General features: G+C 43.0%; 22 protein-coding genes. 7 read left to right on the forward strand and 15 right to left on the reverse strand.

The features are described 5' to 3' along the window. Nucleotides 1-116 precede the first annotated feature (116 nt). The 3 genes from ES896_RS14125 to ES896_RS14135 all read right to left on the reverse strand — a co-directional run bounded on the left by ES896_RS14125 (nt 117) and on the right by ES896_RS14135 (nt 3,541). Complete coding sequence (locus ES896_RS14125; protein ID WP_008342155.1) at nt 117-482, reverse strand: VOC family protein; 366 nt, start codon at nt 480-482, stop codon at nt 117-119. A gap of 100 nt (nt 483-582) precedes the next feature. After that, a complete protein-coding gene (locus ES896_RS14130) occupies nt 583-1,965 on the reverse strand; it encodes an amino acid permease (protein ID WP_046526605.1) in 1,383 nt (460 codons plus the stop codon). A 67-nt stretch (nt 1,966-2,032) separates the two neighbouring features. Further along, the gene (locus ES896_RS14135) at nt 2,033-3,541 is read right to left on the reverse strand and encodes a class I adenylate-forming enzyme family protein (RefSeq protein WP_050826890.1); all 1,509 of its coding nucleotides are present in this window, start codon (nt 3,539-3,541) and stop codon (nt 2,033-2,035) included. Nucleotides 3,542-3,803: 262 nt separating this feature from the next. Here ES896_RS14135 and ES896_RS14140 point away from each other — a divergent pair, with 262 nt between their 5' ends. Next, on the forward strand, nt 3,804-4,241 hold the full coding sequence (locus ES896_RS14140; protein WP_007498406.1) for a MarR family winged helix-turn-helix transcriptional regulator: 438 nt from the start codon (nt 3,804-3,806) through the stop codon (nt 4,239-4,241). 21 nt (nt 4,242-4,262) lie between these two features. Here ES896_RS14140 and ES896_RS14145 read toward each other — a convergent pair whose 3' ends face one another. From ES896_RS14145 to ES896_RS14160, 4 genes are all read right to left on the reverse strand, one after another. Further along, nucleotides 4,263-5,396, reverse strand: a complete 1,134-nt coding sequence (locus ES896_RS14145) for a zinc-dependent alcohol dehydrogenase (RefSeq protein WP_048003134.1) — start codon at nt 5,394-5,396, stop codon at nt 4,263-4,265. Between the two features lie 160 nt (nt 5,397-5,556). Beyond that, nucleotides 5,557-6,579, reverse strand: coding sequence for a quercetin 2,3-dioxygenase (locus ES896_RS14150; protein ID WP_135226916.1), 1,023 nt, complete (start codon nt 6,577-6,579; stop codon nt 5,557-5,559). Nucleotides 6,580-6,659: 80 nt separating this feature from the next. Then, entirely contained in the window at nt 6,660-7,223 is a 564-nt protein-coding gene (locus ES896_RS14155) for a TetR/AcrR family transcriptional regulator (protein WP_135226917.1), read from the reverse strand. A 45-nt stretch (nt 7,224-7,268) separates the two neighbouring features. Beyond that, nucleotides 7,269-8,753: an amidase gene (locus ES896_RS14160; RefSeq protein WP_135226918.1), complete on the reverse strand. Its 1,485-nt coding sequence runs from the start codon at nt 8,751-8,753 to the stop codon at nt 7,269-7,271. 170 nt (nt 8,754-8,923) lie between these two features. Here ES896_RS14160 and ES896_RS14165 point away from each other — a divergent pair, with 170 nt between their 5' ends. Next, a complete protein-coding gene (locus ES896_RS14165; RefSeq protein WP_135226919.1) occupies nt 8,924-10,555 on the forward strand; it encodes a S8 family peptidase in 1,632 nt (543 codons plus the stop codon). Nucleotides 10,556-10,592: 37 nt separating this feature from the next. Here the strand turns inward: ES896_RS14165 and ES896_RS14170 are convergent, their stop codons facing one another. After that, complete coding sequence (locus tag ES896_RS14170) at nt 10,593-11,129, reverse strand: ribonuclease FAU-1 family protein (protein ID WP_135226920.1); 537 nt, start codon at nt 11,127-11,129, stop codon at nt 10,593-10,595. Between the two features lie 114 nt (nt 11,130-11,243). Between ES896_RS14170 and ES896_RS14175 the strand changes: the two genes are divergently transcribed. Next, the gene (locus ES896_RS14175) at nt 11,244-11,450 is read left to right on the forward strand and encodes a hypothetical protein (RefSeq protein WP_008342164.1); all 207 of its coding nucleotides are present in this window, start codon (nt 11,244-11,246) and stop codon (nt 11,448-11,450) included. A 59-nt stretch (nt 11,451-11,509) separates the two neighbouring features. Here the strand turns inward: ES896_RS14175 and ES896_RS14180 are convergent, their stop codons facing one another. After that, nucleotides 11,510-12,046 (reverse strand): GNAT family N-acetyltransferase, encoded by a 537-nt coding sequence (locus ES896_RS14180; RefSeq protein WP_008342165.1) that lies wholly within the window; start codon nt 12,044-12,046, stop codon nt 11,510-11,512. A gap of 211 nt (nt 12,047-12,257) precedes the next feature. On the opposite strand from ES896_RS14180, the gene ES896_RS14185 reads away from it, so the two are divergent. Continuing rightward, nucleotides 12,258-13,475, forward strand: a complete 1,218-nt coding sequence (locus tag ES896_RS14185) for a multidrug effflux MFS transporter (RefSeq protein WP_135226921.1) — start codon at nt 12,258-12,260, stop codon at nt 13,473-13,475. A 13-nt stretch (nt 13,476-13,488) separates the two neighbouring features. Here the strand turns inward: ES896_RS14185 and ES896_RS20155 are convergent, their stop codons facing one another. From ES896_RS20155 to ES896_RS14200, 4 genes are all read right to left on the reverse strand, one after another. Beyond that, complete coding sequence (locus ES896_RS20155; protein WP_164071265.1) at nt 13,489-13,659, reverse strand: hypothetical protein; 171 nt, start codon at nt 13,657-13,659, stop codon at nt 13,489-13,491. Then, nucleotides 13,656-14,243 (reverse strand): DUF1700 domain-containing protein, encoded by a 588-nt coding sequence (locus ES896_RS14190; protein ID WP_135226922.1) that lies wholly within the window; start codon nt 14,241-14,243, stop codon nt 13,656-13,658. Before ES896_RS14190 ends, ES896_RS20155 begins: the two co-directional genes overlap by 4 nt. Beyond that, entirely contained in the window at nt 14,236-14,553 is a 318-nt protein-coding gene (locus tag ES896_RS14195; RefSeq protein WP_025206674.1) for a PadR family transcriptional regulator, read from the reverse strand. Before ES896_RS14195 ends, ES896_RS14190 begins: the two co-directional genes overlap by 8 nt. 96 nt (nt 14,554-14,649) lie before the next feature. Continuing rightward, nucleotides 14,650-15,480 (reverse strand): YitT family protein, encoded by an 831-nt coding sequence (locus tag ES896_RS14200; protein WP_025206673.1) that lies wholly within the window; start codon nt 15,478-15,480, stop codon nt 14,650-14,652. A gap of 336 nt (nt 15,481-15,816) precedes the next feature. Between ES896_RS14200 and mmuM the strand changes: the two genes are divergently transcribed. From mmuM to ES896_RS14215, 3 genes are all read left to right on the forward strand, one after another. Continuing rightward, nucleotides 15,817-16,755, forward strand: a complete 939-nt coding sequence (gene mmuM / locus ES896_RS14205; RefSeq protein WP_017366533.1) for a homocysteine S-methyltransferase — start codon at nt 15,817-15,819, stop codon at nt 16,753-16,755. A 46-nt stretch (nt 16,756-16,801) separates the two neighbouring features. Next, nucleotides 16,802-18,205 (forward strand): S-methylmethionine permease, encoded by a 1,404-nt coding sequence (gene mmuP, locus ES896_RS14210; protein ID WP_073415794.1) that lies wholly within the window; start codon nt 16,802-16,804, stop codon nt 18,203-18,205. A gap of 112 nt (nt 18,206-18,317) precedes the next feature. Further along, nucleotides 18,318-18,938, forward strand: a complete 621-nt coding sequence (locus tag ES896_RS14215) for a hypothetical protein (RefSeq protein ID WP_017360397.1) — start codon at nt 18,318-18,320, stop codon at nt 18,936-18,938. Nucleotides 18,939-19,284: 346 nt separating this feature from the next. Here ES896_RS14215 and ES896_RS14220 read toward each other — a convergent pair whose 3' ends face one another. Together ES896_RS14220 and ES896_RS14225 are read right to left on the reverse strand one after the other, a co-directional pair. Beyond that, on the reverse strand, nt 19,285-19,767 hold the full coding sequence (locus ES896_RS14220) for a DUF2059 domain-containing protein (RefSeq protein ID WP_007498435.1): 483 nt from the start codon (nt 19,765-19,767) through the stop codon (nt 19,285-19,287). 107 nt (nt 19,768-19,874) lie between these two features. After that, a complete protein-coding gene (locus ES896_RS14225) occupies nt 19,875-22,541 on the reverse strand; it encodes a S8 family peptidase (RefSeq protein ID WP_135226923.1) in 2,667 nt (888 codons plus the stop codon). Between the last annotated feature and the right edge of the window lie 90 nt (nt 22,542-22,631).

Below are 22,631 nucleotides of genomic sequence, written 5' to 3' on the forward strand. Positions count from 1 at the left end.
ATAGCATATTTTCCATTTTTCAGAAAATAAAAACACTCACAAAAAAACCTTCACAAGGGTGAAGGTCTCAGATTACTGACAACGAATGCGAGGGTTTGTCTTCACGCAAAACGTCTTTATTTCATATAATTCAGCACCCATATCAGACCATTCTTCCGATCTTGTACTTGTCCATGAAGTGCGCCAAAAAACGTATCCTGTAATTCTACAAGGACATCTCCGTCAGCTTCAAGCGCCTCGTATACAGCCTTTAACTCTTCCTCATTGTCAAACTGCATGATCAATCGAAGATTCTCCGGTTTTGGTGTGCGGCCAAATGTATCTGAAAAGTGGAGCAGTGATTCTCCAAGGTGTAGCTCAGCATGCAATACACGGTCTTGATGTTCATTTAAGATACGAATATCTCCGCCAAAAATTCCTTGATAATATTGAAGAGATTCTTTGACGTCTTCTACGACAATATAAGGACTAACGCTGATCATTTCCCTCATCCTCCTCTTGTTCCGTTCATTATCTCTTATATAGCTTATCCCAAATCGTATGAAAAAAGGCACAAATCGTCAACGGATTTGCACCTTTTTCTCAAGCAGATTTCGCTAATTCACTGTGTTTGTTAGAATACGCTGCATACATGACGACACCGATCATCAGCCAAACCCCGAAGTACAGCCATGTCCGGCCTGGTAAATTGAGCATCAGAAACACACAACAGCCCATCGAGATAATTGGCAAAACCGGTACAAACGGAACCCGGAATCCCCTTTCCAGCTGTTTATGTGTCTTTCTCAAAATGAGTACGGATAAACTCACCATCGCAAACGTTAATAATGCACCGATATTGGCTAGGTTGGACAGATCCTTCAAATCAATAAACCCTGAAATAACAGCTGTCATCCCGCCAATCACCCATATACTGGCAACAGGTGTATCACTTTTGTTTGTTTTTGAAAACACTTTAGGCAAGAGCCCGTCCCGCCCCATCGCAAAAGCAATTCGAGTTGCCGCATAATTATTGGCGAAAATCACAGCCATCAATCCAATCACAGCACCGACAGAAATAATACCAGCCACGCTATGTTGATGGACACTTTGCAGTACATAAGACATTGCCTCTGTCACATTCAACTTCGTATAGTGCACCATGCCTGTCATGACCAAACAAACGACAATATAAATGATCGTACAAATGAGCAATGAACCAATAATGCCAATTGGCAGGTTCCGCTGTGGATTTTTCACCTCTTCTGCAGAAGCCGAAATGGCATCGAATCCTAAAAAGGCAAAAAACACAGCAGCGGCTCCAGCAATAATCCCTTCCGTACCAAACGGAATGAACGGCTGCCAATTGGCTGGTTCTACATAAAAACCACCTACTACAATGAAAAGAACAATAATGCCAAGTTTCACAAACACCATGATATTATTGAATTTTTTACTTTCTTTCGTTCCTCTAGATAGGATCCACGCAATGAGTAAAGCAATGATAATTGCTGGCAAATTCATATATCCGCCTTGTTCTGGACCAGCTAAAAATTGATGTGGAATTGAGATTCCAAACCCCTCCAGCAGGCTGTTAAAATAACTCGACCAGCCACTCGCTACAGCTGAAGCAGTCAGCATATAAACAGATAATAACGTCCATCCCATGAGATGACCTACGAGTTCACCCATTGTGGTATATGAATAAATGTACGCACTGCCGAACACAGGCAGCGCGGAAGCCATTTCTGCATAACAAAGTGCTGCTAAACTGCACACAATCGCTGCGATCGCAAAGGAGAAAATAACAGCCGGTCCTGCATCCTTAGCTGCTGTAATTCCGGTTAACACCATGACCCCCGTCCCAATCACAGCCCCTATGCCAAGGAGCGTGAGATCGAGCCCGCCCAGTGTTTTCTTTACCTTTTGCTGTCTGCTCTGTTCTAACAAATCGTGAATGTGTTTCTTACGAAGTATATGTCGCAAACCCTTTCCCTCCAAAACGTTAGAAAAACAAAAAAATCATTCAAATTTCATTATAGCAGAATAGGTCCTACGCATTCACAACCAATTCACGTAAATCTTTCTTCATGATTTTACCAAGTTTATTTTTTGGCAGATCGTGCGTGAAATGAATGGATGGCACTTTGTAATCTGCTAAACGTTCCTTGCAGTAATTCAACACATCTTCTTCGCAGAAATCGACAGATTCGTCTTTTACGATATACGCACTTGGTACTTCACCATATAAGTCATCTGGTACCCCAATGACAGCAGATTCAATTACACCTGGAATTTGATCAATGACCTCTTCCACTTGGTCAGGATAAATATTATCCCCACCGTATAGAATCACATCTTTGTATCTCCCTGTGATGTAAAGAAAACCGTCTTCATCCAGATAGCCTGCATCCCCCATATGGAACCAGCCATCTTTGAGCACTTTCTCTGTCGCTTCAGGTTGATGATAGTAGCCTAAGAAATAAAATGGGCTTCTCATGACGACCTCGCCAATTTCTCCAGCTGGGAGCGCCTCCTCTGTCTCAGGATGCACGATTTTGACTTCTACATCCGGATCCACTTTACCAGCAGAGCCCATCTTATCCTCGCCCATCGCTGGATGCCACGCACTCACAACCCACGCTTCTGTACTTCCATAGCCATGCATCATCTGAATGCCTACTTCTTTGTAATCTTTAATTAAGCGTACCGGTACCTTCGTACCGCCGGAAATTGCAATTTCAAAAGATGAGAGATCGTAAGAACCGCGCTTCATTTCTTCTAGCATGTACGTGTAAGCTGATGGGAAAGCCATCATAAACGTAATTCTTTCTTTCTCAATTGTTTCTAAAATGCGTTTCGGCGTTGCATCATGTAAGAAGACTAACGTATACCCTTCAATTGCAGCTGCAATCAGGTGATTAATTGAACTCATATGATACAGCGGATGACTTGCCAAGTACCGTTTTCCTCTCAGATCAAATCCTCGATTCCCACGTCGTGTTAAAAATTGATAGATTCGTCCATGTCCGACCATACAGCCTTTTGGATTACCTGTTGTACCTGAGGTGAATAAAATCATGGCCAAATCTTCTTCTGATACCTGTTCAGCAAGATCAATGCCATCATTAGACGCCAATATGTCTTCAAACAGCTGTGTTGTTTTCGCATTGACACCAGATTCCACCATGAGACAATCTTCTAAAGACACATTCACTGCCGCAATGATGTCACGGAATTCACGGTCAAAAAATAAAGCCTTTGGCTCTGCTTTTTTCAAGATACCTTCTAGCTCAAAAGAGGTAAGCTGCCAGCTAAGCGGTACGGCGACAGCACCTGCTTTAATGGCTGCGAGCATAATCGTAGAAAAGTGATGATGGTTTTGACAAATAAAGCACACCCGGTCACCTTTTCGAATTCCTTTACGATGTAAGTAATGCGCCAGCTGATCAATGCGTTTTGCATATTCTTCAAATGTATAAGACACACCTCCGCCAGTTACCGCTTCAATTTGTGAAGAGCGTTCCATTCTGTCGTTTAGTAATGCCTGTAAAGTATTCAATATCTTCATCTCCAAACGTTTGATGTCCAATAGCCAATTTCCAGTGAATTGGATTGGCAGATTTTATCTCATTCACATTCTAAAATAAAAAAAGGTGAAAGTAAAATCATTTCATTTTGGAATTGTTCCTTTTATTAATTGATAATATAGGTAATTTTATAGCCGTCTTCCATTTTGGTTTAAATGATGATGCTTATTATGATAAGATAGACCTAGTAATTGATCGGAAAATGCGAATGCAATAGGAAAAGAGGTATGGAGAATGCAACATTTCGAGCTAGAGGCAAGTTTGTTAGACCATGCACTGACAAAGTATTTAAAGGCGACGAAACGAATAGATGAAGAGAATATCCCGAAAAACGTCACGAATGTAAAAGGGTTTATTTTACGCATCATCTACCGCCATCAATCATGTACTGTGAAAAATATTCTGCAGGAAGTTTCATTATCTCCCTCCGCAACAACAACCGCTCTCAATCACTTAGAAGATGAAGGGCTGATTATCCGCTCTAGAAATAACAATGACCGCCGTACGGTATGGATTACACTCTCTGAATCAGGTGAACAAATCGCCAGACAAATGATCGACAATCGTCAGCTGCTTGTCAATCAACTGTTCAATCACCTATCAGAAGAAGATAAAAAAACATTTTTTGAATTAATCGAAAAAATGATGGACGAGCGCACATTAAAGGCTTAGGAAATATCCTAAGCCTTCTTTTTATGGCTTTAAGATGACTTTTATACAATCATCTTGTTTTTCATTGAATATGTGATACGCATGAGCTGCATCATCTAGCGGTAATTGATGTGTGATGATCGCTCTAGGATCAATTTCCCCGGTTGTCACTTTTTGATAAAGCTTTGACATGTACCCTCTCGCCGGTGCCTGTCCCATTTTCAGCGTGACGTTTCTTGCGAAAAAAGCACCCAATGGGAACATATTGTAAAGACCTCCATACACACCCGTCAGCTGAACAGTCCCGCATTTCCTCACGGCTTTTGTGGCAATTTGAATAGGCCCTATCGTTCCGCCTTGCAGCTTGAGCTTCTGTTCAATCTTTTCAAGCGGTGACTTTTTTCCATCCATCCCCACACAATCAATGACAACATCCGCCCCGCCTTTAGTGAGCTCTTTTAGGGTTTCTCCCATGTCAGGGTCTTCTGTAAAATCAAATACTTCTACGCCGCTCATTCGTTTTGCATGGTGAAGGCGATAGTCTATGTAATCAACAGCAATGACCCGCTCTGCTCCCTTTTGCCAAGCAAATTGCTGTGCCATTAACCCAACAGGTCCACACCCCAGCACAATGACTGTATCCCCCTTTTTTACACCTGCGTGTTCTACACTCCAATAAGCAGTTGGCAGAACATCTGATAAAAACAGCAATTGTTCATCCTCTAGCTCACAATCATCCGGCACCTTAAATGGTGTATAGTTTCCAAAGGGCACACGTAAATATTCAGCCTGTCCTCCGGGGTAATTCCCATATTTCTCACTGTATCCAAAAAGTCCGCCTGAATCATAATGGGGGTTTGAGTGATCGCATTGACTTTCTAGATGATGATGGCAATACTGGCATTGACCACATGCCACGGTAAATGGAATGACGACACGATCTCCCTTTTTCACCGCAGTGACATCCGGCCCGACTTCCTCTACCACCCCCATCGGTTCATGCCCAATCACATAGCCGATAGGAAGCGGGAAATTCCCTTGATATAAATGTAAATCTGACCCACAAATTGCTGTAGATGTTATCCGAACGATGACATCTTCACGATCTTGTATAGATGGTGCAGCTATTTCCTTCACCGCAATGCGGCTTTTGCCTTGATAGGTGACAGCTCTCATGTGCATTTCCTCCTTTAGCTAAGGTCATCATGTCTATAGCTTCACCTTGAATGGATGGTTCATACATATGAATAGGGATGCTGTTCCATAAGGGAAATAAAATAACCCGCCGATTGATTCGGCAGGCTGTTTATTCAAATCTGTGTAACGCGTTACACAGCTATTTTTCTTCGACAAACACCAAATCATACTGAGCAGAGGTCTCCCCATCCTCCATCATGTCCCCTTCCTGTATAAAATAAGGGCACATACCTGGACTTTGTGCTTCTTCAAATTGTTCAAACACTTGCTCAATATAGCCAGGCAGCAGCAAAACCAACATTTTATTTGAATGAGACACGAATTCATACGAGTGAACGGTATTCGGAGGAATATAGGCAAAATCCCCTGGCATCAAGCAAATATTTTCTCCGCTTAACTGAAGATTGATTCTGCCTTCAACACAATAAAGTGCTTCTGTATGCATTTCATGATAATGCGAACGTAACCCTTTTCCCTTTGTCCCTTCAATCACAAAATAACTAAATCCGTCTCCTGTTGTTTCCGTTGTCGCAATCAGCTCATGAAGCTGACCTTCGACCATGTATTGCTTTCCTTCACCAGCCTCCAGCACATATGGCTGCACTGCGCGCGGGAGCTGACTATGAAACAAAACAGCTGGCTTGGTTGTATTTGATAGCTCCCTAATCCCGTGCATCAATATGATATCGCTTTCTTTTTCAGCCTGATGAAAGCTGTCTGCATCAAATGGGTGATCAGTCATCGGCCATTCATTCTGCAACAGCCTCTTTCCGATTTGCTGATAGACATCTGTCATTTGCCCGCCCAGTGTATAAGAAATAAACCTTGTTTTGTGACTATGCATTCTATAGCCATGAATTGTTTTGGGCGGAATATGAATATAATCGCAGGCCGTCACCATATACTTTTTACCGTCCAGTATCACTTCCAGCTTCCCTTCCAGCACAAAGATGGTTTCAAATAGCGTCTCATGACAATGCAGCGGAAAGTAAGCACCTTTCCCCCCTGTGATTAAGACAAGCTCAAACAGTTGATTTGTTTGATTTGCTTCTGCCAGCACATGTACAAGCTGATTTTCCAAACCATACAGCTCCCCCGAACCGGACACGGTATAAAAAGAGGTATCTTCGGATTGCTTGATCGATTGTGGTTGCTCCGACATCCCATCACTCCTCATGACTAATTGACTATCTTTATTATATAGACCAATTGATATAATAGATAGGCAATATGCGAGAGATTTTACTCTTCTCGCATAAATAAGTGTCTAAGGTAACATTTTACGTGCTCTAAAGGAGTCGTTTGCTTTAATGCAGTGGTCATTGATAATCCTCCGATGACCATTGAATGAAGGAGAGATGCCCGCTCATCCGCTTTTATTTCATCATATCCGCTATTCATCAGCTTTTCTTTGACAAGCTCTTGCCAGCGGATCATTTCTTGTTTGCATGCAGCATGAAGTTTTGTATGTTCAGGTTTTGACTCTGCCGCCAGTAAGACAATCGGTATCCCTCTTTCACTTTCTTGCTCCATAAAACCCCGAATGATATTTGTCATAAAATGATCGACGGCGACATATGGGTCATCAGAATCGGCAAAGCTTTCTTCAATTTGATCGATGACCCTTTGACTCATATATTCAACGGCTGCTATGGCTAGCTCTTCTTTTCCATTTGGAAAGTAATAATAAAGAGATCCTTTCGGCGTGCCGCTCTCTCTAATGATTTGATTCAACCCTGTCGCATGATACCCCTGTTTACGTAAAAGAAGTGCGGCCGTTTGAATGATTTTGTCCTTCGTACTCACGTGTGACACTCCTTTCCTCCATAGACCAACGTCGATGCCATTGTATTATTGATTCAGTAATGGATGCGTTCCTTTCCATAATGAGGATGATTCTATTTCTGACGCCAGTCTGAGCAGCCAGTCCTCTTTTCCTTTCGGTGCTGTCACCTGTACGCCTAAAGGCATGCCTGCTTCTGTGAGATGAACTGGCACACTCATAGATGGCTGGCCGGTTAGGTTAGCCATCTGTGTAAATGGTGTGTAGGTCAAACTCTTGAGGAACATTTCATAAATTAGATCCTGCTGTGCTTGCATTGAAAGGGATGACACACGTAACAATGCAGACATTTCTTGATCGTTATGCATCAGCTCGCCAACCTTTGGAGCCGAATAGGCAGTAGCTGGGGTCACATATAGATCGTAGGTTTGATGAAATGCGGCCATTTTTGCAGCGGCCATATCCCATGCATCAAGACTTTCTGTATAAGCAGCTGCCGTCACATTTTTTCCTGCTTCCGCCAGTACCCATGCCACAATATCTGTCTCCTCCGGCTTCACCGGACGCCCGAATGAACGAGCCAGAGAGGTAAATAAGGCAGACATTTCACCGCTGTTCATAACATAATATTGCTGCATCAGATGGACACCATCAATGTCCGGCTTCGCTTCCTCTATTTGATGCCCTTGTTCACTCAGCCATTTCACAGTGTTCAAGACTGCCTGCTTTGCTTCCTCACTCACCTTCGTGCCTACTGGAGAGTCTACACTGTAAGCAATTCGCATCGAAGAGGTTCGTTTCACCAAATCCTCCTGATAGCTGCCGTCATATAATGGCGTTTGGAACGCAGCCTCTGGCTGAATGACTTGAAGCAAATCAAGCAGGGCTGCACTGTCTCGAACTGTTTTTGTGAGCGTAAAGTCAATGGAAGCTCCTTGCCACTGCCTTCCTGCACCCGGGCCGACCGGTGTTCTCCCCCTTGTTGGCTTGAGTCCAAATAAACCAGTAAAGGATGCCGGAATCCGAATAGACCCTCCGCCATCACTCGCTCCACCCGCTGGTACGATGCCGCTTGCCACAGCTGCTGCCGTCCCGCCGCTTGAACCGCCCGGAGAATAGTCAGCATTCCAAGGGTTTCTCGTCGGACCATATAAAAAGGGTTCTGTCACATTTCTCAATCCGAATTCAGGTGTGTTCGTATGACCGATCATGAGGAGCCCAGCCTGCTTCAATCGACGGACAAAGTGGGAATCTGTTTGCGCCTTTACATCCTTTAACAGCAAAGCACCCGCCGTCAAAGGTTCATGCTCCAGCCCCTGCGATATATTTTTCAACACAAACGGAACACCAGCAAACGGCTGATCCGTATCTAGTGACTTCATGTCTTTGAACACTTGGTCTCGCCTTGTCTGAATCACCGCATTTAGTACTGGATTCACTTCTTCCAATCTAGTAAATGCAGCTTGTACAAGCTCTTCGGGCGTGACCTGCTTTTTCTGCACAAGTGACGCCAGTCCCGTCGCATCATACGTCATATACTCTTTTACATTCATCGGCATGTCCTTCTTTCTCATATTATGATCTCTCTATTGTCTACTAGAATTCTATGAAATTCAATTTCGGGATACGTGTGAAAAAAACTTTCTTTCCAGACTATGATTCTTCTAACCATCCATCTTATTTCTCCGATATAATAAAGAAAAAAAGACGGAGGTCACCTCATATGCAAGGAGCCATTGCCTTGAAAAAGAAAATCGTCGTGGTCATCGCGTTTCTTCTTGCTTTGACAACTGCTTTGCCCTTCCATTCGCAGGCAGCTGCACCACCAAAAGAAACAGATGTCATCATCGTCTATAAAAATCAAAAAGGAAAACAGACGGCTATTCAAGAAAGTGAAAAAGTGAACGCTCAATACATACATCTTCCAGCTGTAGCAGTGACAGCAGATGAGCAAGCTGTCACCTCACTTAAAAAAGACCCAAACATCGCTTATGTTTCAAAAAACGTTAGGGTCAAACTCGCTGCTGCTACCATGAAAAAAACGGCTGCTGCTACTGGCCAGGATGCTTTGGTACAAAAATCTTATAACTTGCAGAAGCTCAATGTAAAGCAAGCAATCAAAGAAGGTGTGACAGGGAAAAATGTGAAAGTAGCCGTTCTCGATACTGGTATTTTCCCACATGAAGATTTAAAGGTAGCCGGCGGTAAATCATTCGTCGATTACACGTCTTCTTACAAAGATGATGAAGGACATGGAACACATGTCGCCGGTACAATTGGGGCGCTCAATAATGATTACGGTACGGTCGGCGTCGCTTCTGGTGTGAAGCTGTATTCTGTAAAAGTATTAGATAAAAAAGGAGAGGGCGACTTATACAGTCTGCTCCGAGGCATTGATTGGGCGATTAGCAATAAGATGGACATCATCAACCTAAGTCTAGCTTTTGAAGATAACATTCCGATTTTACGTTCAGCAGTTGATGAAGCATACAAAAAAGGACTGCTGGTCGTTGCTGCAAGTGGAAATGATGGAAAGAAGAATGGGATTAGTTATCCTGCCGCATACAATAGCGTCATTGCTGTTTCCGCAACGACAGACAAAGACAAACTCGCCTCCATCTCTAATACGGGGAAAGGAATTGAATTTTCCGCTCCCGGCGAGAACGTCATCAGTACCTATTTGAAAAATGAATATTGGTATGCCACGGGTACATCACAAGCGGCACCGCATGTCACAGGGATGCTGGCGCTCTTAAAACAGCTACATCCTAAGAAAACAAATGTTCAGCTCCGCACTTTATTGCGCAGCTATACAGTGGATCTTGGCGCAAAAGGAAAAGATCCACAATTCGGCTATGGCCGCGTGCAATATGTGCCGCAGTCAACCTTTTTAAAGGCTGCGACAAGCGCAGTCAAGACAGCCGAAACATCTAAAAAACAGACAGATGTTGATCAAGCCAAAACGAAAATTGGCAGACTAACTGCCAGCAAGCAAAAAACCGCACTCACTGACCGAGTCAAAAAAGTCCAAACAGCCATTGATATTCGTGACGCACGAGCGAAGGTCAAATCAGCTGAAAAAAGTAAAACCCAAGGCTCGATTAAAAGTGCCCAAACGGCTATTAAAAAGCTATCCAAAGGCAAAGAAAAAACAAGCCTGCAAAACCGGCTCGACAAAGTCAAAAAACAAGTCGCCTATCAAAAGAAAGTGACAGATGCCAAACAAAAAGTAAAAAAAGCGGAAGCCAAACGAACAAAGAAAACAAAAGCAACCGCTCAAAGTGCGGTCAAACAACTAAAAGCATCTAAAACAAAAACTGATTTACAAAAACGAATCAACCGGATCAAGGTTTGATAAAAAAACGATTCCTTTCAGCAAGGAATCGTTTTTTCTATTTCAACATCTTCTGAAACAGGGTGTGATGATATTTCCCTTTCGCATCCAGCCTCACTTGATCGAGGATGTGCGCTAACGAATGGATGACATCACGGAGTGCTCGATGAACCGAGCCGTGTTCAAAGGAAGCTAAACTCTCCGGCAGTTCATCTTCATCCAAAACAAAGAAATCACCATTCGGAAGAACGAGTAGATCAATCAACAAATCTTCAAAAACAACCGCTCGTTCTTCAAACCATGTATGTCTGACGATATTCAAATAAGAGCCAAGTTCATTGCCTTGATCATCCCGCCAAAAATAGACATTGTAAGGTCGGTCCGTCCAATAATAGGCGGTCGTATAACTCCCTTTTGGAATCGTGACAGTGCCATCACCAGCAACCATTGTAAATGGTTCTTGAATTTTATGAAACAACACGACTTGCTGCTCCTGTGCGTCTAACAGCTGACACGTATGTTCCACAACCTGATCATCGTATTTGATTTTTCTCTCAATGACGTCATCCCAAGAATTTGCATATAGCGGAAACAATCGGTCACAACCCCTTCTGCATCTACTTCTTATTCTAGTATACACTGCTTTCTTTTGAAGAAATAAAGGTTCACTGCTGCTGCCTATGGAAGACATATGGTGAGGTGAAAACAAATGAACGGAATCACAATCATCGAAACCGTAGCAGAACTCGGACAAATCATCTTGGTTTTTTGTGGTTATGCCCTTTACTGGCGGCTTGTGAAAACGAAAAGAGATCGAAAGCTAACCCCTTATGAACATGTGTTGAAATTCTTTGTCATGTTCGGGTTAATCTCTTGGTGCTTTTCATATATGGCACTGAACGTATGGGTGTCATGAGAAAAAGGAAGAGTCCCGTCCATGCAGGACATACTCTTCCTCTTCTTATTCGATGTATATTATGAGCCAGCCGGCTGTTCTTTTTTGATCACATACTGATAGCTCTTCACATGCGTCCCATTTTGATTCACAAATTCTTTATCAAGTGCCCGTTCAAAGCCCATTCTTTCATATAAACGAATGGCGGCCTGCATTTTATCCGATGTATGAAGATACAGGACGTTCTCGCCCCACGATTGCGTCAGTTCTATACTTTTACGCAACAAGGACTCTGCAATACCTTTTCCTCTCACATCAGGATCTACCCCTAAAAACCGGACAATCGCTGAAGTAATGCCCATCTCCGGCTTGTCATATGCCTGTTCTGATGATCGGAACATTTGAAGGGTCCCCACGACCTTGCCCTCAAGCTCGGCCACAAGCATCAACTCCATGTTTGGGTTATCTACAGCCGCTCGCAGGGCTGCAGAATAATTTTGCCAGCCTTCCTCTGTAAATTGAGGCTCATACTGTGCGTATGATTTGATCAGCACATGTGTGATCGCCTCATGATCTTCACTCACCGCTTGACGAATGATCAACTCTTGCTGCTCCATGCCAGCACCTCCTGTTTGTCTATGAATGGATATACGTATCATGCAATCACTGCATGCCGATGATCTGATTCTTTTCTCTACTCATTCAATGTAAAGAGTCTCCTTTTAAAGATCAATTATTTTGCACGAAATTTTCTTTGAAAATTTTGATTGAAATGGAAAGCTTGATTCATTATGCTGATTTGAGGACATATACGAGGAGTGGCATCATATGAATTCTTTATCTTATCCCCAAGAATCGAAAAAAAATCGATTCCTCCTTGCCGCGCTTCTTGGCTCTTTAACAGCCCTTGCACCGCTGGCAATGGATATGTATTTACCTGCTTTACCTAATATCGCCCGTGACTTTGAAGCAAGCACGGCGCTGTCTCAGTTAAGTCTCATGGCTTGTTTAATTGGACTTGCGCTTGGACAGCTCATTGCAGGTCCAATCAGTGATACAGTTGGCAGAAGAAAGCCGCTGATGGTTGGATTAATCATTTTTATTGCGGCCTCTCTTTTATGTACAGTGGTCACATCAATTTTGACATTCATTCTTTTAAGGCTGATTCAAGGCCTTGCTGGATCAGCAGGCATTGTCATTGCACGAGCCATCGTGCGAGATCATTATGAAGGCTCAGAAATGACGAAATTCTTTGCTTTGCTCATGTTAGTCAACGGAGTGGCTCCAGCAGCGGCCCCGATCGTGGGCGGACAAATGTTACGGTTCACGACGTGGCAGGGTGTGTTTGTTCTGCTAGGAATCCTCGGGGCGCTCATGCTCCTAAGATCGATGTTTTCATTGAAAGAAAGCTTACCTGTGGAACGCAGACAGACTGGGGGCTTCAAACAAATCCTAGGTGCGATGAAAATTCTAGCGAGCGATCGACTCTTTGTCGGATATGCTCTCTCACAAGGACTTGTCTTCGCCGCCATGTTTGCGTATATCTCTGGATCACCGTTTGTATTGCAGGAGATTTTCAACCTTTCTCCGCAAGGCTTCAGTGCTGCCTTTGCGGTGAATAGTCTTGGCATCATCACAGCTGGACAAGTATTTGCCCGCGTTGCTGCGAAAATTGGTGAGGAGAAAGTCCTTCGCATTGGGCTGCTGACAGCTGCTTTAGGAGGCGTCACCTTGTGTGTGATGATCTCTATTGATGCAGGACTTTATGGCATCCTCATTCCGCTCTTTTTTGTGGTCTCAAGCGTTGGGATTGTCGGCACGTCTGCACCGTCTCTTGCGATGCAGCATCACGGCGCACATGCTGGAAGTGCCGCTGCCCTCATCGGTGTGGCACAGATGCTTCTTGGCGCATGCATGACACCCCTTGTCGGCTTAGCTGGAAGCCAGACTGCCTTTCCCATGGGGCTGATTATTATGCTCTGTGACCTTGGCGCACTTTGCTGTTATTTTTTCTTTGTTGCCAGAGCGAAAAAAAGACCCGCATAAGCGGGTCTTTCATTTATGGCTTGCTCCAATTGATCGTGCGGAACACATTGTACTGGTCAATATTTTGATATGCATCTAGGTCAAAGCCTGAAAGTCCAAAACCAATTGTCATGATAATTCCTCCGGCAACGGTGAAGATGATCCCCCATTTGATGCATTGCTTTTTTAAATCATTCACGTTCATACTCTCACGACCTTCTTTTTAAACATTCCCATGAATGCCTTAGTGGATTGAACAGTCCCTTGCACAAATAGCTTTGTCAAATACGCCGTGGCTATGCCGCTTAATAATCCGACACCTAATAGAAGAATCCCAACTCCGATCTGCGTCACCACCACATGCAAACCGTCTTGAAAAATAAACGGAGAACCAATGATGCTCCAAAAACCGCCGAGCAGACCAACTAGCGTCATTGTACCTGTCACGAGTGGAATGCACCAAATCACCATATACACAGAAAGAATCAACAGGAAGACTGTTGCTAGAATGCTGCCCCATAACGGAAAGCCTAAAATGAGGATGGAGAGTCTTGTGGCTTTTTCTCCAAACGTCGGCACCTGAATGGTTTTGATTCCTTGTTCCTTCAAAATCCCTTCAGCGATGATGGCTGGCTGACCGACTTGATGAACTGCTTCCTGTTCACTGTAGCCATCTTCCTGATAATCCTCGATCATTTCATCGTAATACTCGATGAACCGATCACTTTCTTTTTCGCCTAGACGATGCAGGTGCTTCTCCAAGCTGGCTAAAAATTCTTTTTTATTCATTGCTCTGTCCTCCAGAAATAAAGTCGTAAATCGCCATCACTTGATCCCATTCCGCTAAAAATTGCGCGATATGCTCCCGTCCGTTCTTTGTCATCCGGTAGTATTTTCTTAATCGACTGTTATGTTCCTGTGAATAGGTCTCCACATAATTGTTTTGCTCTAACCGCTTTAATATCGGATATAATGTCGATTCTGAAATCTCAATACAATGGGACATATCTTTAATCATTTGATAACCATAGGAATCGCCTTTCTTTAATACCGCCAATACACAGAATTCCAGTAATCCTTTTTTTAGTTGTGCATTCATGTTTACAACTCCTAACTTTTTATACTATACAATACATAGTATGATGTGACAAGAGGTATCAAATATAAAAAAAGACCCTTTTGGGTCTTTTCGTTTTTATATATTCACAAATCCTTCTCCAAACACATCACGCACGTCATGGACAACAACGAATGCGTCTCGATCAATTTTCTTAATGATTTTCTTTAAACGCATAAGCTCCTGTTTTTGAATGACCGCATAGAGAATTTCCTTCGATTCCTTTGAATAATGACCGCGACCGTTTAAAATGGTCACGCCTCGATCCAAGGTGTGATTGATTTCTTCTGCAATATCATCTTTGCATGAAGAAATGATCGTCACTGCTTTTTTCGTGTTAAGCCCTTCTATGACGAAGTCCATCACCTTAGTCGCCACATACAGCATCACAATCGTAAACATTAATTTTTCCGCACCAATAATAAAGTAAGAAGCAAAAACAACGATCAGATCAAAGAACAAGATGGCGTAGCTCACGTTCCAGTCTAGATACTTATTCGCAATTCGCCCAAGAATGGCAGATCCCGCTGTTGTACCGCCCGCTCTTAAAACAAGACCAATGCCAATCCCAATGATGATCCCAGCGAAAATAGAACCAATGATCAATTCATGGACATTCACCACCCATGTAGTGGTCAAATGTAAAAATAGAGAGTTACTTGCGACAGCTACTACTGTGTAGATCGTGGTCTTCTTGTCCAAGTATTTATACCCCACAAGTAATAAAATCGCATTCAACACAAGGTTTGTCAGCCACGGCGCAATCTCAAACATATAGTAGAAAATGATGGACAGCCCCGTTACGCCGCCTTCACCAAACTCAAGTGGAATGACAAACATGTTCACAGCTGCAGCAAATAAAAAAGAACCAACTAGAATCATTGCAATATCTTTTACACATTTTTTCAATTTCTTCTTTCCTCCTTTTTTAAGCATATAAAAAACCCTCTTTCTGCACGAAAGAAGACAGTCGTTGGACAAAATAAAAATCAAAAGACGGCGCCTTTTGATGAAGCTTTCTGAAATGAACCTTTCCATAATATATATCTCTTTTTAGAGGCTGTCAATGACTTGGTTTTCTATTATTTCAACTGTATGTTTATGCACTCAAACCCGCATGTTTTCAGGGTTTTTCCGTCATATGATGCTTATTCCTCTCCTTGACAAAAACACTTTAGTCATTTAAACTACTGCCTCATATCATATCCATTATTTCCGATCGACAAAGGAGGCTGTTTGATTTATATGAATCCTATTCAAAGCCGTTTACAGGCTCACACACCATTGATTTTAGATGGTGCACTTGCAACGGAGCTTGAACGAAAGGGCTGTGATTTAAACGACAGTTTATGGTCAGCCAAAATCCTCATTGAACAGCCAGAATTGATTCAGCAAGTACACTTGGACTACTTCCAAGCAGGTGCTGACTGTGCAACAACAGCCAGCTACCAAACGACAATTGATGGCTTTGCTGAAAAAGGCTATACAAAAGAAGAAGCCATCGAATTAATGAAACGATCTGTCATTTTAGCAAAAGAAGCATGTGAGCAGTTTTGGCAGGATGAGACACAACGTAAAGAGCGGACAAAACCATTTGTCGCTGGATCTGTGGGGCCTTTCGGCGCTTATTTGTCTGATGGTTCAGAATATAAGGGAAATTACGGTCTCACGGAGCAGGCACTCATTGATTTTCACAGACCAAGAATTCAAGCTTTAGTAGAGGCTGGTGCAGATATTCTCGCTTGTGAAACCATCCCTTGTCTCATTGAAGCAATCGCCATCGCTAAACTGCTGGAGGACGAATTCAGCGGTGTGTATGCGTGGATCACGTTTAGCGCAAAGGATGGCAAGCACATTAGTGAAGGGGATCTGCTGAGAGACTGTGTACAAGCGCTCGAGCCATATGAGCAGATCGCTGCTGTTGGCGTAAACTGTACACCGCCGCAATATATGTCTTCTCTTATTCAGGAGATGAAAAAAGGGACGAGCAAACCGATTGTCGTGTATCCGAACTCAGGGGAATTATATGATCCTGAAGAAAAAGTTTGGAGCGGAGATACGTCTCACCATACATTTGGTGAATGTGCGCAGCAATGGTATAAAGACGGTGCACAAATCATCGGCGGCTGCTGCCGGACGACACCAGAAGATATTACAGATATCTTAAAACAAGCAACATCGTAGCATCATGACTCAACACACATACTTATAAGCAAAAGGGCGGGAAGACATGGAACAAGAAAAAGATCAGTCACAACAATATCAACGAAAAATGACAAGCCGTCACCTGTTCATGCTTTCTTTAGGCGGTGTGATTGGCACAGGACTCTTTTTAAGCTCAGGATATACGATCAATCAGGCCGGACCTGCGGGAACGATTTTGGCTTATCTGGTTGGGGCATTAATTGTGTACCTCGTGATGCTCTGTTTAGGTGAACTGTCTGTCGCAATGCCGGTTACAGGCGCTTTTCACACATATGCAACAAAATACATTGGGCCCGGCACTGGCTATACAGTGGCTTGGCTTTATTGGCTGACATGGACCGTGGCACTTGGTTCAGAATTTACAGCGGCAGGTCTTTTAATGCAGCGCTGGTTCCCGGACACATCGGTTTGGATGTGGAGCGGTGTTTTTGCGCTTCTCATCTTTTTACTCAATGCTTTTACAGTTAAGTTTTTTGCAGAATCGGAATTTTGGTTTTCTAGCATTAAAGTCATGGCTATTATTCTCTTTATTATTCTTGGCGGAGCGGCGATGTTTGGATTGATTCCACTAAAAGGCGGTGAGGCCGCTCCGTTCTTCTCTAACTTCACTGGAGATGGGGGTCTCTTCCCAAACGGCTTTTTACCGATTTTAATGACCATGCTGGCTGTTAATTTTGCTTTTTCGGGTACTGAGCTGATCGGGATTGCTGCGGGCGAAAGCGTCAATCCAGATGAGACCATTCCCCGGGCGATTCGCACGACTGTGCTGCGCCTTGTCCTGTTTTTCGTCGGAACGATCGTGGTCTTAGCCGGCTTAATTCCAGTAGAAGAAGCCGGGGTGATCAAAAGTCCTTTCGTTGTGGTATTTGATCGCATCGGTATTCCGTATGCGGCAGATTTCATGAATTTTGTCATTCTGACAGCGATTTTATCTGCTGCAAACTCAGGGCTATACGCCTCATCTCGCATGCTATGGTCCCTTTCTGAAGAACGAACATTACCTAAAAAGCTGGCAAAATTGACGTCAAAGGGAATTCCTTTGAATGCACTCATTTTGAGTATGATTGGGGGCATTCTCTCTTTGCTGTCGAGTGTCATCGCACCTGAAACGGTGTATCTGGTTCTTGTTTCAATCTCTGGACTCGCCGTTGTTGTTGTATGGATGGGAATTGCAGCTTCACAGTTCATGTTTCGCAAAAAATTCTTACAGGATGGCGGACAGCTTCATGATTTATCTTTCCGAACCCCGCTCTATCCGGTGGTTCCGATTGCTGCCTTCCTCCTATGCCTTGCATCTGTGATCGGCATTGCTTTCGATCCAAATCAGCGTATTGCTCTTATCTGCGGTATCCCTTTTATCGCACTCTGCTATGCTGCCTATTACGTGACAACATGGATTCAGAAAAAACGAGAAAACCCTGGTGTATAGCACCAGGTTTTTTGTTTGTCCCAAAAAAGGATATCACTAGCAAAACAAAGACATTTTGGTATATGATAGGAATCTATGATTTTCAGGACGAATCAAGGGAGCTGTTTTTAATATGGAAATGACCATTACAAGAGCATTAAGTGAACTGAAAATGTTAGATAAAAGAATCAACCGAACGATTGATGAAGCTGTACTCGGTGGTTTGGTCATCGGGAAACATATACAGAACGGATTTCAAAATCAAGAAGAAGTAGAAAAAAAGGCAAAAGCAGATGACCAATCGATTCAAGCATTAATCAAACGCCGAAATGCCATTAAATCAGCCATCGTTGTGTCGAATGCTACGACAACGATTGAGGTGGCGGGTGTTAGCATGACCGTAGCAGAAGCCATTGAACGCAAGACATCCATAGATTACGATATTCGTTATTTACGAAAATTAAAAAAGGTCTACACAGAGCTGGTTGACCGGTCAGAACAAATCAATGAAGATGTGAAAAAGAGACTGGATCAGCATTTAGAAACACTATTTGGAAAAGACGGGAAAACACAAGCCGCTGCCAACCAAGAGATCGTCAAGTCATTCCTAGCTGAAAATGAGGCGGCGATCATTGACCCTCTTCGTCTCCGAGTGAAGATTGAACAGCTTTCGAAAGAGATTGAAGATTTCCAAATGGAAGTGGATTTCTCCTTGTCAGAAAGCAATACCTTGACAAAAATACAGATCGACTAGTCGATTTTGTTAGTGAGCCGAAAATCGATAGGACTAAACACCTCCGAGGGAAAGGTCATTCCCTCCTCATCTGATGATCATCTTAGGATGATCCATGATAAAAGCTCAAAGCTGAACGTTCAAAGCTGAAAGCTCAAGTATTCAAAGTTCTTATCCATCAAAGCTCAAGATGAAAAGCTCAATGCTCGATCGAATCTGGGAGAAACGGCTCATGAGTGTTTGTTTATCGACTCTTTCGGTTGCCGCCCAGCAGGTTTGCTAACAAAAAGAAAAGGATGTCACTAGCTGACATCCTTTTTTTCTATGAAAACGACAAGGCTTGCGCCAAGTCGCCTCTTCTAGCAGATTAGTAACGTGATGTATATGCCAAATGGTACACACTTGTCACATTTGAAGATAGCGTGATGTCGTTTGAAGTGAAAGTCACTGGAACGATATCGTAGTAATGTGTAGACCAGCCTGCATTATTGTATGTACGGTAGCCTGCACCTGCAGGAACTTGAATCGTTAGTGAAAATTGTCCATTCTCGTCTGTTGTGCCTGTCGCTGTTTGAGCATATGATTTGATTGCTGCTTCAAAATAAAGCTGAATTGGCTGATTCGCCATGAGTTGACCACTTGTGTCCTTTAATGTTCCTTTAAAAGTAGCTGGATAATATGAACCTACACGATATTTACTGCCAGAACCGTAATTGACCATACCACCGTCTGCTGCTGTGACGCCTGTTACTTGTACGGATGCTGGTACTGCTCCTGTTTCCTCTGCATGTGCAAAGCTTGGGAAAACGAGAAGCAATGATAGAAAGAAAGCAAACATGATTTTTTTCATCGATAAATCCTCCTTTTTTTTCCTACTATATTACTATCGACAGTTATTGTCATTTTTCCAGCAAAAAACATAAACTTCCCTTTTTATTCAAAAGGGAAGCTGCAAGACTATTTTTTCACAACAACTTTCACTGCTTTACTTTCTCTTTTTCTCACATCTGAAGCCGTCACATACAAGACGGTTTTGGCTTTTTGCGGCTTGATTTTAGCCGTAAATGCGCCTTTGCTATTGGTTTTGACCGTTTGAATGACTTTCTTTGATTTGTTCTTCACCTTGATTGTCAAGCCTGCACCCGCAGTTCCTTTGACCGTTTTACTTTTCACTGTTACTCGATTCACCTTTGGCTTAGCTGGTGCTTTGCCCTTTTTCACGACCGTTTTGAGCGAAGTCGCAGCCTTCCCTTTTGATATCTTGATGTGAAGCACTTTATTTTTGTTTTGATGCTTGATCTTCACACTAAAGGTTCCCTTTTTGCTTGCCGTGCCTTTTCCAAGCAGGGTTTTGCCTCTATACACAGAAATGGCAGCGCCGGCTTTCGCCTTTCCTGTCACCTTTTGATGCTGATCTTCTACTTTGTTAACTGATGCGTTTAATTCAACAGCACTTAACGCGGCAAAAGCATTGAGTCTGCCATGTCCTGTCATCCAATCGATACCCGGAATTTTCGGATCGACAACAGGCTCGTCATTTTCATCATAGAAAACGTCATCTGTTCCATCAACAGCTTTAAATGAAATATCATCCGCTGTATTTTGTAAAATATTTCTCACTTGATTTGGTTTCAGGGTTGGATTTTTGGAAAACAGTAATCCTGCTGCTGCTGCAACATACGGTGTAGCCATTGATGTCCCGCTTAGGTATGAAACATTCCCATCAGGCATTAAGCTTGGAATATCAGACCCTGGTGCAGACATGCTTAATCCTTTCCCATAGCTTGAGAATTCAGCGGCAATATCCATGCGATTGCTTGCACCAACTGCCATGGCGTACTTGGAAGTCGCAGGATAACCCATTTCTGGAATGCCATCGTTTCCGCTCGCCACTACCACTAATACATTTTTTTGTGCAGCATAGTTCATCGCATATTCAATGACCTTGCTGTAGTAGCCACCAAGGCTCATGTTGATGACCTTTGCACCTTTGTCCACTGCATGTTTAATGCCAAGAGCAATATGCTCTGTATCTCCATATCCATACGCATCCAGCACTTTGACTGGGATGATTCCTGTATGTTGATTCAGCCCTGCCATGGAGTAATGATTATCGGCTTTTGCTGCAATGATACCTGCCACATGGGTGCCGTGGCCATTGTCATCAATTGCATCTTTATTTCGGCCGATCAGATTGGCACCTAAGTCTGTGCGAACCGTTCCGCTTAAATCGGACAAACGGCTGTCGACACCTGTATCCACAACAGCGATTAACGTTTGCTTCATTTTGCTTGTGCCAATCAATGTATTCATTTGTTCAAACTTCACATCAGCGCCTTTTTTCCCACTGTTCTGCGCACTGTTTTTCAGCGGCCACTGGTAACCATACTGCGCGTCATTGCTGAGCGCACGATACGTTTGTACAGGCTCTGCAAATTCAACATTCGGCATACTAGAAAGCTTTCTCGCCGTGCTTTTGATCACAGCTTTGCCTGCTTTAAGCGTTTTGCCAGCTGATTCTTTCCCTGCCGGTACATCGTAAACATACATTCCTTTAAATAAAGGATTTACTGACTGAGATGTCACACGGTTTTCTTGAATTCCGTAGCCTTTCATCTTCTTTTTTGCGGATTGAAGCGTTTGTCCATCCTTTAATTTAAAGATGATTTTGTTTGTGTTGACCTTTTCTTCTGGAACAAGCTTTTGTTTCTCTAATACATAACCGATTGATTTTCCTTCAAGCTGATCGATTCCTACTTTTTGTCCCACTGTTTCTAATTCCTTTTTTAGATAGGCTGGACTTGCCTCTTTGAGCATATCAAAAAGGGAACGGATCGCCTGTTGCTCTTTATCTGTGACGATATGACCGCTGAATGCACCATTTTTCTCTACGTCATTCAGCAATGATTTTAATGTAAGCAAATGATTGTACACCGTTTGCTGCTTTTTTTGATTGTTGATGAGTTTAGATTTGAGAAACGGCTTTGTTTTTTGTAGCAGACGTGTAAGCTTCTGACCATCGGCTGTTTCATTGAATCGTTTGTCTTCGATCGTACGAATGGATTGAAGAATTTGACGTCCATGCTTTTTCTCAATAATGATGATCCCTGGCTCTTCTTCTTCAGGGAAAATCGGTTCAGATGGCGGAAGATTCGCGCCTTTATACCCGATTGTATATGCTGCATCCTCTTCCTCATCACGGCTGTCTTCCTCTGAACCTAAATACAGCACTTTGACATAGTAAGGACCTGACCATGCATGCGGGAAGTTGATTTCTGTCTCTCCACTTGCTGTGTCCACACGATATCTCGAATAAGTGTCATCCTTTATCGCTCTATCCTTACTTGGGTAGACCGATACAGATAACACTTGTTTGCTTTTGACAGCAATTTGCATATGTGTATGTTTTGCCACATCTTGTGCAGATGGCGTGATTTGGTACCATGACTCTTCTTTTTCATTCTGTAATGTACCTGAGATGACTTCACCATTTTTTAACCCAATGGCTTCATTGACACTTGTGCCCTTACTAACTGCTGATGCCTCGTACCCAGGTAATGCAGCCATACATAGAATGATAGCCATGAGTACAACCACAAAGGATTTGACCTGCTTTTTAAACATGAAAAGACCCCCTTATCTTTTACAATACCTTGGAAGAATATCACAGAATCCCTTTTAGTAGAATCTGTTTTTGACATAATTAAACTCGTT

It is taken from the genome of Bacillus sp. 005/A4HT-01/001, from assembly GCF_004634445.1.
Taxonomy (GTDB): Bacteria; Bacillota; Bacilli; order Bacillales; family Bacillaceae; genus Bacillus; species Bacillus altitudinis.

Excerpts from the sequence above, each read along its gene's own strand:
- ES896_RS14125 (WP_008342155.1), bottom strand. The coding sequence starts at position 482 with ATGATCAGCGTTAGTCCTTATATTGTCGTAGAAGACGTCAAAGAATCT.
- ES896_RS14140 (WP_007498406.1), top strand. The coding sequence starts at position 3,804 with ATGCAACATTTCGAGCTAGAGGCAAGTTTGTTAGACCATGCACTGACA.
- ES896_RS14145 (WP_048003134.1), bottom strand. The coding sequence starts at position 5,396 with ATGAGAGCTGTCACCTATCAAGGCAAAAGCCGCATTGCGGTGAAGGAA.
- ES896_RS14150 (WP_135226916.1), bottom strand. The coding sequence starts at position 6,579 with ATGTCGGAGCAACCACAATCGATCAAGCAATCCGAAGATACCTCTTTT.
- ES896_RS14160 (WP_135226918.1), bottom strand. The coding sequence starts at position 8,753 with ATGAATGTAAAAGAGTATATGACGTATGATGCGACGGGACTGGCGTCA.
- ES896_RS14165 (WP_135226919.1), top strand. The coding sequence starts at position 8,924 with ATGCAAGGAGCCATTGCCTTGAAAAAGAAAATCGTCGTGGTCATCGCG.
- ES896_RS14175 (WP_008342164.1), top strand. The coding sequence starts at position 11,244 with ATGAACGGAATCACAATCATCGAAACCGTAGCAGAACTCGGACAAATC.
- ES896_RS14180 (WP_008342165.1), bottom strand. The coding sequence starts at position 12,046 with ATGGAGCAGCAAGAGTTGATCATTCGTCAAGCGGTGAGTGAAGATCAT.
- ES896_RS14185 (WP_135226921.1), top strand. The coding sequence starts at position 12,258 with ATGAATTCTTTATCTTATCCCCAAGAATCGAAAAAAAATCGATTCCTC.
- ES896_RS20155 (WP_164071265.1), bottom strand. The coding sequence starts at position 13,659 with ATGAACGTGAATGATTTAAAAAAGCAATGCATCAAATGGGGGATCATC.
- ES896_RS14190 (WP_135226922.1), bottom strand. The coding sequence starts at position 14,243 with ATGAATAAAAAAGAATTTTTAGCCAGCTTGGAGAAGCACCTGCATCGT.
- ES896_RS14195 (WP_025206674.1), bottom strand. The coding sequence starts at position 14,553 with ATGAATGCACAACTAAAAAAAGGATTACTGGAATTCTGTGTATTGGCG.
- mmuM (WP_017366533.1), top strand. The coding sequence starts at position 15,817 with ATGAATCCTATTCAAAGCCGTTTACAGGCTCACACACCATTGATTTTA.
- mmuP (WP_073415794.1), top strand. The coding sequence starts at position 16,802 with ATGGAACAAGAAAAAGATCAGTCACAACAATATCAACGAAAAATGACA.
- ES896_RS14215 (WP_017360397.1), top strand. The coding sequence starts at position 18,318 with ATGGAAATGACCATTACAAGAGCATTAAGTGAACTGAAAATGTTAGAT.
- ES896_RS14220 (WP_007498435.1), bottom strand. The coding sequence starts at position 19,767 with ATGAAAAAAATCATGTTTGCTTTCTTTCTATCATTGCTTCTCGTTTTC.
- ES896_RS14225 (WP_135226923.1), bottom strand. The coding sequence starts at position 22,541 with ATGTTTAAAAAGCAGGTCAAATCCTTTGTGGTTGTACTCATGGCTATC.